This window comes from Bifidobacterium catenulatum DSM 16992 = JCM 1194 = LMG 11043, from assembly GCF_001025195.1.
Classification (GTDB): domain Bacteria; phylum Actinomycetota; class Actinomycetes; order Actinomycetales; family Bifidobacteriaceae; genus Bifidobacterium; species Bifidobacterium catenulatum.
On the sequence record NZ_AP012325.1, the window covers coordinates 1,092,504 to 1,107,086 of the forward strand.

General features: G+C 59.1%; 8 protein-coding genes. All 8 read left to right on the top strand.

The window, feature by feature from the left end; genetic code table 11:
* The first annotated feature begins 89 nt into the window (after nt 1-89).
* The 8 genes from BBCT_RS04715 to rapZ all read left to right on the top strand — a co-directional run bounded on the left by BBCT_RS04715 (nt 90) and on the right by rapZ (nt 14,441).
* Nucleotides 90-1,586: a DUF3375 domain-containing protein gene (locus tag BBCT_RS04715; protein ID WP_003834826.1), complete on the top strand. Its 1,497-nt coding sequence runs from the start codon at nt 90-92 to the stop codon at nt 1,584-1,586.
* The gene (locus tag BBCT_RS04720; RefSeq protein WP_003834824.1) at nt 1,583-2,428 is read left to right on the top strand and encodes a DUF4194 domain-containing protein; all 846 of its coding nucleotides are present in this window, start codon (nt 1,583-1,585) and stop codon (nt 2,426-2,428) included. The genes BBCT_RS04715 and BBCT_RS04720 overlap by 4 nt, the downstream gene beginning before the upstream one ends.
* Nucleotides 2,428-5,886, top strand: coding sequence for an ATP-binding protein (locus tag BBCT_RS04725; RefSeq protein WP_003834822.1), 3,459 nt, complete (start codon nt 2,428-2,430; stop codon nt 5,884-5,886). The genes BBCT_RS04720 and BBCT_RS04725 overlap by 1 nt, the downstream gene beginning before the upstream one ends.
* 1 nt (nt 5,887) lies before the next feature.
* Nucleotides 5,888-7,123, top strand: coding sequence for a DUF3322 and DUF2220 domain-containing protein (locus BBCT_RS04730; RefSeq protein ID WP_003834820.1), 1,236 nt, complete (start codon nt 5,888-5,890; stop codon nt 7,121-7,123).
* 75 nt (nt 7,124-7,198) lie between these two features.
* Nucleotides 7,199-10,186, top strand: a complete 2,988-nt coding sequence (gene uvrA / locus BBCT_RS04735) for an excinuclease ABC subunit UvrA (RefSeq protein ID WP_003834818.1) — start codon at nt 7,199-7,201, stop codon at nt 10,184-10,186.
* Nucleotides 10,183-12,459, top strand: coding sequence for an excinuclease ABC subunit UvrC (uvrC, locus tag BBCT_RS04740; RefSeq protein ID WP_033512674.1), 2,277 nt, complete (start codon nt 10,183-10,185; stop codon nt 12,457-12,459). Before uvrA ends, uvrC begins: the two co-directional genes overlap by 4 nt.
* A 117-nt stretch (nt 12,460-12,576) precedes the next feature.
* Complete coding sequence (locus BBCT_RS04745) at nt 12,577-13,521, top strand: shikimate dehydrogenase family protein (protein ID WP_033512672.1); 945 nt, start codon at nt 12,577-12,579, stop codon at nt 13,519-13,521.
* On the top strand, nt 13,521-14,441 hold the full coding sequence (gene rapZ, locus BBCT_RS04750; protein ID WP_003834812.1) for an RNase adapter RapZ: 921 nt from the start codon (nt 13,521-13,523) through the stop codon (nt 14,439-14,441). The genes BBCT_RS04745 and rapZ overlap by 1 nt, the downstream gene beginning before the upstream one ends.
* Nucleotides 14,442-14,583 lie beyond the last annotated feature (142 nt).

Below are 14,583 nucleotides of genomic sequence, written 5' to 3' on the forward strand. Positions count from 1 at the left end.
AACGGACATGCTATCTTACAATGGATGCGCATCGGGAAACTTGTGGCTAAGGGAAGGACGGGACGCCGTTGGCGGATGTAAGACGGGAAATGGAACGGCTCCGGCCCGTGTATGAGACCGGGGTGCTGCGATTGCTGCTGCGCGGCAATTCCATGCTGTACGTCGCGCTGCTGCGCTCCACGTTCGACCCGCTCACCGGCGAGCTGCCACGCGAGATCGTCGAGGAACGGTTCTCCCGCAGTCTGACCCGACTTGCGGAAACGGGCGATTACACGCCCAAGGAAGGGCAGACGTCCGCGGAAGCCGCGCACACGATCCTGCAGCAGCTGACGAAGGAAGGCGAAGGCGACTACGCTTGGCTCGCCAATTCGCTCGACGTCGCAGCCCACCGCTACCTGTACCGTCTCACGGCGCGCGCCCACCGTGCGATCGAGGCGCTCGACCGGCTCGAGGACACCACGAAAGCGCTGTCCGGCGCGCAGGCCAACAGCATCATCATGGAGATCGAGCATGCGCGCATGCAGCTGACCGCCGACCCCCGCGAACGCATCCGCCTGCTCGAACGCGACATCGAGGAGCGGCAAAAGCAGATCGACGAATTGAAGCACAGCGACACGTTGGACAAGCTCACCTCCCAACAGGTGGGCGACATCATCGGCGTCATCCACAACACGCTGCGCGGCGTGCCGATCGACCTGCGCGAACTGGCGCTCGAGGAACGCGACAACGGCGACAATCTGCGCCGAAGCATGCAGTCGGGCTCCATCAGCGTGGAGCAGGCGCTCGGCACCTACCATGACGAATACCACAGGTCGTTCCACGAATCCGACAGCGGCCGGCGTTTCGAGGACGCGTTCCAGGTGATCGTCACCGACGAGGGACGCCGCGAAATCGACGAGGCGGTGCGAGACATCGCCCAGAACCCGTATCTCGAGGGCGAGCCCGGCATCCTGCTCGCCCAGGTACGCGCCGAACTCAAACGCATTTACGAGGGCATCGAGGACGTGCGCCGGCAGATCCACATATCCGACGAGGCGGTGAGCCGTCTGGTGCGCCAGCAGACCGACACGCATTACCGCACCATGCTCGACAAGCTCCACAGACTGTTCGTGCGGGCCAGCGACGACGCGAAGACGTACCCCGGCTCGGACGAACGCCCATACCGTACGGACACCGGCACGGCGCAATTCCAGGCATTGCCGTCCAGGCCCGCGAAATCGATGGCGCGCGCGGCCACGGCCGGATTGGACGACGCGCCTTCGACGAACGTCGACGCGCCGGACCTGAAGGCCATGGTCGAGATGTGCGGCCCGCGGCTGACGCACATGATCGGACTCATCAGGCGCGATCCGGTCAAAACGGCGGACGGCAGGTTCGTGGATTTCGCGGCGAGCTTCAACCGGCTGCCCCGGGAGGAACGGCGCGAAAGCGAGCTGATCGGCTTCCTAAGCGCCCTACGCACGCAGGACGGACCGGCAACCGTGGCATGGCATTGTGTATCCATCGACGGAGGCGAGCGCGTGTGGCGCACCAGGCCGATCTTCACCACCGAGGCGGCGCTTGACGAGATCATCGAGGAGGGATGAGCATGACGGACAACACCGACGGATTCGACACTGGCATCGGCATCGAAGAGGAGACAGGCCCGGAATCCGGCATGCCGTCCGAAGGGCCGGCCATGACGAGGGACAGGCCGGCATTGTTCGACGGGGATACGGGAGACATGCCTCTTGAGGCGCGTATGGCCGCGATCGCGCTGAAACGCGAACGCTACATCGACGGTAGCCTGTACGACAGGGCGTGCCAGTACCGTGAGGCCGTGGAACGGTCGTTGAACAACGACATGCTCAGACTGGTCGACAACACGAAATACCGGATCATGTACGCGTCGCCGGTCACGGACGCGGAGACGAACATCCGCTCGTTGAAGACGCGTGTGAGCCTCACCCGCGAGGAGGCCGCCACGCTCGCGGCCCTGCGCATCAAGGTGCTGGAGTACGAGAACCAGAAGACGAAGCCGGGCGACTGGCTCATCAGCTTCGACGACATCCGCGCGCTGCTCGCCACGGGAGCGGGCTTCCTCACGGCCAGCAACGACGAGGAGGGCACGGCGAAGAAGATCACGTCCGTCATCTCGCGCATGCGCACCTACGGGTATCTCGCGGAAACGGGGGACGAGAACATGTACGTGCTCACGCCATTGGTGCCGATGGTGCTCGACCAGAAGCTCGCCGACCGGTGGCTCGGCTCCGATGATACGGACGGCGATGGTATGAAAGACGCGGATGGCGATGGTTATGACGATTCGTCCATCGGCGCGGATGGTGGCGATACTTCCGATTCGACCGGGACGGTTTCGTCCGGCGTCGAGCAGGACGCGTTCGATTTCGATTCGGCCGATGACGCTTTTGATGGAGGGGAACACTGATGGAAGACGGCATGAAAATCGTTTCCGACCGTTGGACGCTGCAAAGCCGGCAGATCGTCAACTGGGGCTCCTACGGCGGCTACCACGTGTTCCGCCCGTCCATGGACGATGCGATGCCGGTGACCCTGCTCGCCGGCGCGAGCGAATCGGGCAAATCCACGCTCGTCGACGCGCAGATCTCGCTGTTCTACCCATCCGGCACCCCCTACAATAAGGCGTCGAATTCGGGACGTTCGGAACGCAACGACTACACGTACCTGCGCGGCATGATCGGCATCAGCGACGGCGAAAACGGTGAGACCCCGATCTTCCTGCGCGGCAGGGACGCGGACGGCACCCCGCAGAACATCTGGGGCGCGATCGTCGACACATACGCGAACCGCAGCGACGGCGGACTGTTGTCCTGCGCAAAATTCCTCTACCTGACCGCAGGCGACGGGCCGGACGGACTGCGCCGCCAATACGTCACCTGGAACCAGACCATCGACCCGCGCCTCATGGACCGGCACCGCGACACGTCATTCACGCGAGGACTGATGGAACAGACCTACCCAGGATGCACGACGCACGTCAACGCGCAGGCGTTCCACGCCTCCATCTGGCAGGACATGGGCCTAAGCGCCGAAGCATGCAGGCTCCTGCACAAGATCCAATCCGCCGACGCGCCCTCCAAACTCGACGACATCTTCAAACAGGGCGTGCTCGACGTGCCCGAATCCATCCGGCTCGCCCGCGAAACCGTCGACGACTACAACCGGTTCAGCGAGAACTTCCACAGCATGGAAGACAAAATGGAACGCGTCGCCATCCTGCAGGACATACAAGCCCGCTACGGCGAATACGCCAAACAAGCCAGCGAACGCCGAGAATACACGCCCATCGACCCCGACCGCGAGCAAGGCGAGACGACGCTCGCCGCATGGACATGGTCGCGCATGGCCAGCGAAGTACGCGCCGGACTGCCATCGGCGCAACGCAAAGCCAAGGAATCCCAGGACGCCATCGACCGGTCTCAGCAGCGCATCGACGAACTCGACACGCAAATCGAAGCCGTCAAAGAACGCATGAACGGCATCGACGGCGGCAGCCTGCAGCAACTCGGCAAGGACTTCGAACGCGCACGCCAGGACGCCGACGAGGCGCGCAGACAACGGCACGCCATCGCCGAACGGTTCGAACGCGTCGAAGGCAGACTCCCCGCCGACGAGCAGACATGGAACGCCAAACGCGCCGCGCTCGCCTTGTCGCTCGACACGTACGACAAGCGTTTGGAAGACGCGCGATCCGAATACCAGCGGATGGTGGTGGAACGTCACGCCCGGCAGGGCGAACGCGACCTGTTGAGGCAGGATTACCGGCGCAAGATCGAACACAGGACGCGCATCAGCGACGACATGGACCATGCGCGCACGCTCATCGCACGGGCGACGGGCTTGGACGAGACGGAACTGCCGTACGTGGCCGAACTGATGGACGTGGACGAGGGGGACGAGCAATGGCGTCTGGCGATGGACGTCACGTACGCGCCCATCGCGCAGACCATTCTCGTGGACAAGCGGCATGAGCAGGGGTTCGCCGCGAAGGTCAGCGCGATCGATCCGACTCGTATGACGCGGCGTGCCTGGCGTTTCGTCGATACCGACGCGCAATACGATTCGGCCTGCAACGAGGGGTGGATATCGTCGAAGCTGCGGTACAAGGAGGATTCGCCGTTCGTCGGATGGTTGAAGGAGCAGACCGCGTCGCAACGGTTCGACGCGCGTTGCGTGGAGGCGATCGACGACATGGACCGGGCCGAACGGCAGGTGCAGGTCGACGGGCAGATCAAATCCGGCGACCGTGGATTCTATGGCGTCAAAGGCCTGCGTCAGGTCATCGGCTTCGTGAACGAACGGTATCTGGCCGAATTGGAACGCCAGCTTGACGGGGCGGAACGGGCGTTGGAGGACGCCGACCGCCGCGGCAGGCAGATGGCCAACGCCATGACTCTGCTGCAGGACGAGCATGAGCTCGCATTGACCGTCGCGGATCTGCCATGGGGCAAGATCGACGTGGACGGGCTCGAGACGAAGGCGGAACGGATCCGTCTGCAGATCGAACGGATCGAAAGCGATCCGGAACTGGCACAATTGCAGGACGAGTTGAAACAGCTGCTACGGCAGAAGGACGACGAGGGCAAGACCAGGTACCGTGCCGAAGCGGAATTGGAAAACGCGCAGCATGCCGTCCAGGCCGAACAGGCATGGCTCGGCATGCATGGCGACTCCGATTTCGACGATGCCGCATTGTCCGACATGGTGTCGAATCTGCTGGCCGACACGTATGAGACCTGTTTCGACACGTCGCGTCCGCAGGAACGGCCGCAGCGCATCGCCGGCGGTTTCGACCGTGAGGGGACGGCGCCGTTCGACGTGCGCGTGCTGCGCAGAATCGGCAACACCGTGCGTGCGAGACTCCAGCAGATCGACGAGCGTGCCGTCCAATTGCGCGCCGACACGGAACGCGCCATGGGCGACTATCTGAAGCACCATTCCACGGAGGGCGACACCGTCATGGCGAGCGTGGAGGACTATCCGTATTTCCTTGACGAGCTCAAGAACCTCAACATGCTCGTCACCCGCGCCGCGACCGACGAGGAGTATGCGAACAGCGTCGAAAAGCTGTATATGAGCTTCCAACAGCTCAACCGCGCGTTCAACACCGACGAGGAGAACGTCAGGGAGCAGCTCGACCGCATCAACGGCATGCTCAAAGGCCAACAGTTCGGCCCCCGCGGCGGCAGGCTCTCGCTCCACGTGGACTTCCACCCGATCGACCGGCAGTTCAAATCCTCGTTGGGCCGCATCATGTCGAAGCTCGACGATTGGACACGCAACGCGCGCAGCAATCCCATGGAGACGCGCAAGGCGTTCGCAGGCTGCGAAACGTTCATCGGCAGGCTCCAGGCGGAACTCGGCCAGATCCGCGACACGAACGGCATCAAGGAATACGGTGCGCGCAACCTCGATCCGCGCGTGCGCAGCTCGTTCTACGCGATCGTGCACCATAACGATCTGCCCGACGAGCGCATCAGCTCCACCGGCGGCAAGTCCGGCGGCGCGTTGCAGGAACTCACTTCGTTCGTCTACGGCGCGGCCCTGATCTACCTGCTCGGCGGCGACCTGACCGGCAAGCCCACCTACACCACGCTGTTCCTGGACGAAGCCCTCATCAAAGCCGACGGACGCTACACGAAACGCGCGCTGACCGTGCTGCCGCGCCTCGGCTTCCAGATCATCGTATCCGCGCCGGAAAGCAAAACCGCCGAAATCCTCAGCATCGCAGACAAGGCGTACGTGGCATACAAGGATCCCGCAACCGGCAACTCGTACCTGCAGGAGCTCGACCGCGAGCCGGCAACGCAAGCCGAAACACAAGACGCCACCGTCGAGCAGACGCAACCCGCGACGGAGGCATAATATGGCAGCGGCCAGAAACACCACAGGCGAAACGGACATCCGCCGGAAACTCGACGAATACGTCGACGCCCACCTCACCAGGCACATGTACGACACCGACGAATCCTGGCCGCTGCGCAAAACCATCCGACTGCCCAAACAAGCCGAACTAGAGCAGCACTACAACCAAATCCGCGCCCAAAACGAAACCATCCGCGACTGGGCGCGGCAACACCACTGCGAAACCAGCGAAAAAACCAAAATCGTCTCCAGCGGACTCATCCAACAAAAAAGCCCGCTCATCGACTCCGTGACCATACCCGACCTCGACACCGCCCTCCGCATCGCCACCAAACAAACCCGCGAACGCTACCTACGCGAACACGACCGCATGAGCGCGCTCGCCAAAGAATTCGGCCTCGAACCGGAGAACGCCATGAACGTCGCCAAAACCCTCAAAGACCATGACGACACCGACTTCCACCTCGTCATCCAAGCCGCTCACTACTTCGCAAACCACGACTGCCACACCATGACCCCACGCATGGCGCCCATCCCAGGATTCAGCGCCAAATGGCTCGGCGCACCCAACTCTCAACGCCGCAAAGCGATATGCCAGCTCACCGGACAAGACAACCTCACCTTCCAGGAACGCCCGAACGAACTCCGACTACGCCTCATGGACGCCGAACACCACGACCAACCCGACCTCATCGTCACCCAACCATGGGTCCGCAGCCAGCCAACCGACATCGAACACGCCATCATCATCGAAAACAAAGACACCTACCAGGCCATGCCCACCGTCGAACACGCCATCTGCATCCTCGGCAACGGATACGCCGCAACATCACACATCACAACACTCCTGCCATGGCTCACCACCATCCCCAACATCATCTACTGGGGCGACATGGACGCCAACGGACTCGACATCCTCTCCAAACTACGCGCCACCGGCATCCCATGCACATCCATACTGATGGACACCACCGCATACCGGACATACGAACAATACGGCACCCAATTCGACGCCAAAAACAAACCCCTCACCACACAAACCCCACAACCCACACCCGGACTCACCACCGAAGAACGCAAACTCTACGAAACACTCTGCACAGGAACAGACATCCAATACCTACGCATCGAACAGGAACGCATCCCCATACGCGACGCCACAACCATCCTGCACGACCAACACCACTGGCCAATCGACATACCCGGCAACGACATACCAAACAACAACACCAAATAGAACACCTGTTCGAAACCACAACAAAAATACGCTATCCTATACAACAGAACAGGCAACACCAAGCGGAAGAACACTATGACAACCAAACGCAACAACACGACACACAACGAAGTCGTGGTCGAACGCGTACTCACCAGCGACGCATTCCTCACACGCGAAATCAAAAAAGCCCCCATGAAAACAACAGGCGACTCACTCATAGCAGACCTCACCCACCTACCCAACGACCTCAAAATCACCATCCAAGGCGCTCGCGAGCACAATCTCAAGAACGTGGACTTGGAGTTTCCTCGCAACCGCATGGTGGTGTTCACAGGGTTGTCGGGCTCCGGCAAATCCTCACTTGCGTTCGACACGCTGTTCGCCGAAGGCCAACGCAGGTATGTGGAGTCGCTATCGGCGTACGCGAGGCAGTTCCTGGGGCAGATGGACAAGCCGGACGTCGATTTCATCGAAGGCTTGAGCCCGGCCGTGTCGATTGATCAGAAGACCACGAATCGCAATCCGCGTTCGACGGTCGGCACGATTACGGAGATTTACGATTACCTGCGACTGTTGTTCGCACGTACGGGTGTTCCGCATTGCCCGGAATGCGGCGCATTGGTAAGTGCGCAGACGCCACAGCAAATGGTGGATGCGCTGCTGCAGTATCCGGAACGTACACGATTCCAGATTCTTGCGCCGGTCGTTCGTGGGCGTAAAGGAGAGTTCGAGGACTTACTCGAACTATTACGCGGCGATGGCTATGCGCGAGCGTTGATTGATGGCGAAATGAAGCAGCTGTCTGACGACATCAAACTCACCAAGCAGAAGAAGCACACCATCGAAGTGGTGGTGGATCGACTGGTGGTCAAGGACGGTATCCGCCAGCGTCTGACCGATTCCATCGAAACGGCGTTGAAGCTTTCCAAAGGCGTGGTCGTCGCCGATTTCGTCGATTTGGACGAGAAGGATCCGGACCGCCGCAAGCCGTTCTCCGAGAAACGCGCCTGCCCGAACGGCCATCAGCTGGAACTCGACGAGATCGAACCGCGCACCTTCTCCTTCAACGCGCCGTATGGCGCCTGCCCTGAATGCACGGGTATCGGATACAAGCTGGAAATCGACCCCGAACTGGTCATTCCCGATCCGGACAAGACGCTGAACGAGAACGCCATCGAACCGTGGGGCATGACCAAAGGCACCGGCGAATACTACCGCCATGTGCTTGAGGGACTCGGCGATGAGATGAGCTTCGACCTGGACACGCCTTGGAAGGATCTGCCCAAGGACGCGCGCGACGCCATCATGTATGGCCGCGATTTCAAGGTGCAGGTCTCGTACCGCAACCGTTGGGGTCGCATGCGCGAGTATTCCACCGGTTTCGAAGGCGTGGTGCGCACGTTGATGCGCCGGCATGACGAAACCGATTCCGACCAGATGAAGCAGTATTACGAGTCATACATGCGCGAGGTGCCATGCCAGGCGTGCCATGGGCGGCGTCTGCGTCCGGAAGTGCTTGCCGTCACCGTGGGCGACGAGTCCATCGCGGACGTGTGCGACATGTCCGCCGAACGGAGCCTCGCATGGATCAACGGCCTAGAACTCGAAGGCTCGGCCGCGCAGATAGCCGGCGAAGTCGTCAAGGAGATTCGCGCACGACTCGGCTTCCTCAACGATGTCGGCCTGAACTATCTGACGTTGTCGCGTGCGGCGAAGACCCTGTCGGGCGGCGAGGCGCAGCGCATCCGACTGGCCACCCAGATCGGCTCCGGCCTGGTGGGCGTCATGTATGTGCTGGACGAACCATCCATCGGCCTGCATCAGCGTGACAACGAACGGCTGATCGGCACATTGCATCATTTGCGCGACCTCGGCAACACGCTGATCGTCGTCGAACATGACGAGGACACCATCAGAAACGCGGACTGGGTCATCGACATCGGTCCGGGCGCCGGCGAACATGGCGGCGAGGTCGTGTATTCCGGCCCCGCCAGAAAAATCACCGAAGCGCCACGCTCCATCACCGGCGACTACATCGCCGGCCGACGGAAGATCGAAGTGCCCGCCGCACGCCGCAAGACGCATAAGACCAAGCAGCTGCGCGTGGTCGGAGCCCGCGAGAACAACCTCAAGAACCTGAACGTCAATTTCCCGCTGGGCGTGTTCACCTGCGTGACGGGCGTTTCCGGTTCCGGCAAGTCCACTTTGATCAATCAGATTCTGTATCCAGTGCTTGCCGACAAACTTAACGGCGCACGCATCGTTCCCGGCAAACATACCCGGGTGGAAGGCGTGGACCAATGTGACAAAGTGATCCACGTCGATCAGAACCCGATTGGGCGTACCCCTCGTTCCAACCCGGCAACCTATACCGGAGTATGGGACAAGATCCGCACGTTGTTTGCTAAAACTCCTGAAGCTCAGGTACGCGGATATGGTCCAGGGCGTTTTTCGTTCAATGTCAAAGGCGGACGGTGCGAAGCGTGCCACGGCGACGGCACGCTGAAGATTGAAATGAACTTCCTGCCGGACGTGTACGTGGACTGCGAGGAATGCCATGGCAAACGTTACAACCGCGAAACGCTGGAGGTGAAATACAACGGCAAATCCGTTGCCGATGTGCTTGATATGCCAATCGAAGAGGCTGCCCAGTTCTTCAAAGCCTATCCTTCCATTTCTCGCTATCTCGACACACTCGTTCAGGTGGGACTTGGATATATCCGACTTGGACAGCCAGCTCCAACGCTTTCCGGCGGCGAATCGCAGCGAGTGAAACTTGCCACGGAATTGCAGCGAAGGTCCACAGGCAAAACCGTATATATTCTTGACGAACCGACCACAGGCTTACATTTTGAGGATGTGCGCAAACTACTGCTTGTTCTGCAGGGATTGGTAGACAAAGGCAATACCGTCATCGTTATCGAGCACAACCTCGATGTAGTCAAATCGGCTGACTGGCTTATTGATCTTGGCCCAGAGGGCGGAGATGGAGGCGGCACCATCGTCACTGAAGGCACGCCGGAACAGGTGGCGCAGTGCGAGCGATCCTGGACCGGCAAATTCCTTAGGGGCATGCTGTGAGCACACCCATTGAACGTCACAGTCCGGAAGTCTGGCGCAAAACCGTCGAGCAGATGAGCGTTGACGGCAGTGATGCCGTAGGGAGTGCCCTTTCTGACGGAAATGCTCCTTCCTGCGGAGGAATGAACAAGAATGGCGCGCCTCTGCTGGGAGATTCGCGTGACCTGTTTCGTCCGAAAACATCTGATATTCCGGCACAGCCGGGCGTCTATAAGTGGCGAGACGGTGAAGGCAGGGTCATTTATGTGGGCAAGGCCAAAAACCTGCGCAACCGTTTGACCAACTACTTCCAGCCGTTGTATCAGCTGCATCCACGCACCCAGACCATGGTGCTTACGGCACGCAGCTTGGAATGGACGGTCGTAGGTACCGAACTTGAGTCATTGACGTTGGAATACACGTGGATCAAAGAGTTTGATCCACGATTCAACGTCGTGTTCCGAGACGACAAAACCTACCCGTATTTGGCGATCTCATCCGCAGAGCATGTGCCGCGGGTGTGGGTGACCAGAAGTCGCAAACGTCGAGATACCAGATATTTCGGCCCCTATGCCAAGGTGTGGGATTTGCGGCATAGTCTTGATCGGCTGCTGAAAACTTTCCCCGTGCGCACATGTTCGCAAAACGTCTATCACAAGGCGGAAGTTACCCGGCGCCCATGCCTGTTGGCTTCGATCGGCAAATGTTCAGCACCTTGCGTCGGGCGCATCAGTGCAGCGGAACACCGGAAAATGTGCGAACAGCTCGTCGGCGTGCTGACCGGTCGCATCGGCAAATCGTATATCGCGCAGCTCACTCGCGAAATGAAAGAAGCAAGTGCTGAACTTGAGTTTGAAAAGGCAGCACGATTGCGTGACCAAATCCAAATGCTGTCCACGGTGGTCGAGCAGAATGCCGTAGTATTCGATTCCGATGTCGATGCCGATTTTTTCGGCGTCGAATCGGATGAGCTGGAAGCATCCGTGCATGCATTTTACGTACGTGCCGGTTCCATTCGCGGGGAACGCAATTGGAGCGTGGAACGGGTTGAGGATGTGACAGACGAGGAGCTGATCGCAGACCTCATCGTGCAAGTGTATTCGGAAACCGCGGGGGATACGTCCAATGTCTCCCAGTCGACCGTCGTCACCGAACAACGTAATGCCATCGGATCAACGCAAACCGTGACTGCGACCGATGCTTTGGCGCGCGCGCAGGCAACGCGAGAACGCAATGAACGTCAGGGGCAGACTGGTCGCGCGGATTTGCTCGCCCCCATCTCTCCGGTGCCGCGTGAGGTGATCGTTCCCATCGAGCCAGCCCGGCGTGAGGAGTTGGAATCGTGGCTCAGCGGACTGCGCGGCGGTGCTGTGAACATTCGCACGGCCAGCAGGGGAGGCAAAAAGCAACTCCTGGACCGTGCCAACGACAATGCCAGGCAGGCGATGCAGCGCAGCAAAATGAACCGTATCAGCGATATGGGCGCCCGCACTACGGCCATGAATGATGTCGCCAAGGCGCTTGGGCTTGAACAGGCGCCGTTACGCATCGAATGCTATGACATTTCCAATACCGTTGGTGGTGCGTTCCAGGTCGCTTCCATGGTGGTGTTCGAGGATGCGATCGCCAAGAAGTCGGAATATCGTCGTTTCGCCATTCGCGGAGCGGACGGGCAAGGCGCACTTGACGATTTGAGCGCATTGTATGAGACGCTGACGCGTCGATTCCGGCATGGCAATATCGCAGGCGATTCCGGCGAAAGCATGGACAACGAACGGCGGGCATCCGAACAGGGCGAACAGGTCGAGAAGCCGTCGGTGCAGCAGAACGTCGACCGTCATCATTTCGCCTATAAGCCGAATCTCGTGGTGGTTGACGGCGGCAAACCGCAGGTCATGGCGGCAGCGAAAGCACTGGAGGATTGCGGCGTGGACGATGTGGCCGTCTGCGGATTGGCGAAACGTTTGGAAGAGGTATGGGTTCCGGACGACGATTATCCGATCATTCTCAAACGTCAGTCCGAAGGTATGTATTTGCTGCAACGTGTTCGTGACGAGTCGCATCGTTTCGCCATCACCTACCATCGCCAGACACGAAGGAAAGGTGCGTTGCGTTCCGCATTGGACGATATTCCCGGCGTCGGAGAGACGTATCAGAAGCGTCTGCTGAACCATTTTGGTTCGGTTCGTGCCATGCGGGAGGCGAATGCCGAGGATTTCGAGCAGGTCAAAGGCGTCGGAAAAGCCAAAGCCGAAGCCATTTATCAGGCGTTGCACGCCCGTGACGGGCAGTGACCGATGGAAGATGCAGTTTCGTCGAATAGTCCGAAGGATGGAATGGATTAGGATTGAGTAGCGGAAAAAGACAATCGGATTGCTAGCATGATAACGGTGAGTATTAAGGGAGGGAATATGGCTGAGGTCAATCACCGGTGTGCGGTTTTGGGCAAGCCTATCGCGCATTCGTTGTCTCCGGTGCTGCACAATGCCGCTTATCAGGCGTTAGGCCTTGATGATTGGTCGTACGACAAGCATGAGGTAGGAGAACCCGATCTTGAAGGTTTTCTCGAATCGCTTGACCCGACTTGGGCTGGTCTCAGTCTGACCATGCCATTGAAGAAAACAATTCAACCGTACGGTACGCCCTGCAATATGTGGGCGAAGGAACTTATGGTAGCCAACACCGCGGTGTTCGATTGGAACGAAACCTGCGTCAACGGTAATCCGGATCTTCCCGCCATCAAGCTGTATAACACGGATGTGTCAGGCATCGAGCTCGCTTTCGAACACTCGTATCAGACGCGCAGGATGGAGCCGAAGACGGACCGTTCGGGAACGGCTGTGATTATCGGCAACGGCAACACGGCGACGTCAGCGTTGGCCGCGTGCGTGGAATCCCCCGCAATCGGACACGTCATCGTCGTAGCTCGCCATCCCGAAAAGAACACCGCTCTCAAACCTCTTGCCGAACGATATTTGCCGTCGGAGCGACCGATAACCATTGTCGGAATGGATCATGCTATTGAGGCGTTACGTCATGCAGATATGGCGGTAAACACCATCCCTGGCCTGGCTGCGGACAGTATCGCCGAAGCTTTGGAAACGTCAAATGCGAACATGGGCGGAACATTGCTTGACGTCGTGTACGATCCACGTCCTACCAAACTGATGCAGGCTTGGCGCCAAAGGGAAGGAACCGCCATTGGCGGCGAGGAAATGTTATTGTACCAGGCCATGGTACAGGTTTGGCTGATGACGGGAATCTGGAATAATAATCCGCCGAGTGGCATGATTGATCAGGACCGCACCGCGCGGTTGGAACAAGCCATGCGCATCGCACTTGAGGAGGCTCTGTGATGGCACAGGAAGATATCAATGCGCAAGCGAATGGCACGCATGCCAGCGCTCCTTCGCCTGCCGAAGGTTTTGAAGTATTGCTGATCACCGGCATGAGCGGTGCGGGGCGATCGCATGCGGCCAACAGTATTGAGGATATGGGCTGGTATGTGGTCGATAACATGCCTCCCAAACTGTTGGTGCCGCTGGTCGACATGATGACCACCGGAGCCAACATCCATAAGCTTGCGGCAGTCGTGGATGTTCGTTCCCGCGATTATTTCGACGATTTGTCCGCAGTGCTCAGCCATTTGGATGATCTTGGTGTGAAAACACGCATCCTGTTTCTTGATGCCAGCAACGAGGTGCTGATCAAACGATACGAATCCGTACGCAGGCCGCATCCGCTGCAACAGGGCAACCGGCTGATCGACGGCATTCTCGAGGAACGTGACCTTCTTGAGAATCTCAAGGAGCGTGCAGACATCGTCATTGACACGTCGTCATTGAGCATCCACCAACTGTCTACGAAACTATATGAGGCCATGCTTGGATCTGGGCCGACCACGGTTTCCGTGCACATCTTCAGTTTCGGTTTCAAATATGGCATTCCCATCGACGCCGATTTTGTCGCCGACGTGAGATTTCTGCCGAACCCATTCTGGGTGCCGGAGTTGCGTTCGCTCACTGGACGAGACAAGGCAGTCAGCGATTACGTGCTTTCCAGCGAAGGTGCCGCCGATTTCCTTGACGCATACGAAAAAGCGATCGCGATCGCGATCGAAGGGTATGCGCAGGAAGATAAACATTATGTGACGATTGCAATCGGCTGCACCGGAGGACAGCATCGTTCCGTTGCGATGAGCGAGGCCTTGGCCAAACGCTTGCGCGCGAGAGGGCTATCGGTTTCTGTTTCCGCACGTGAGCTTGATAAGCGGTAAGCGGAAAAATGACCGTATTATGAAAAAATAGTGTCCATATATAAAGAAATCAGGCTGTGATTGTCCAAGATGGACGGTATCACAGTAAGCCGTGGCAGTGCGGAATGATTCCGCGACTCGCCTGAAATTTAGGGAAGAACAG

Bases quoted from the DNA above. Each gene is read 5' to 3' on its own strand.
- BBCT_RS04715 (WP_003834826.1), top strand. From the start codon at position 90: ATGGAACGGCTCCGGCCCGTGTATGAGACCGGGGTGCTGCGATTGCTG.
- BBCT_RS04720 (WP_003834824.1), top strand. From the start codon at position 1,583: ATGAGCATGACGGACAACACCGACGGATTCGACACTGGCATCGGCATC.
- BBCT_RS04725 (WP_003834822.1), top strand. From the start codon at position 2,428: ATGGAAGACGGCATGAAAATCGTTTCCGACCGTTGGACGCTGCAAAGC.
- BBCT_RS04730 (WP_003834820.1), top strand. From the start codon at position 5,888: ATGGCAGCGGCCAGAAACACCACAGGCGAAACGGACATCCGCCGGAAA.
- uvrA (WP_003834818.1), top strand. From the start codon at position 7,199: ATGACAACCAAACGCAACAACACGACACACAACGAAGTCGTGGTCGAA.
- BBCT_RS04745 (WP_033512672.1), top strand. From the start codon at position 12,577: ATGGCTGAGGTCAATCACCGGTGTGCGGTTTTGGGCAAGCCTATCGCG.
- rapZ (WP_003834812.1), top strand. From the start codon at position 13,521: ATGGCACAGGAAGATATCAATGCGCAAGCGAATGGCACGCATGCCAGC.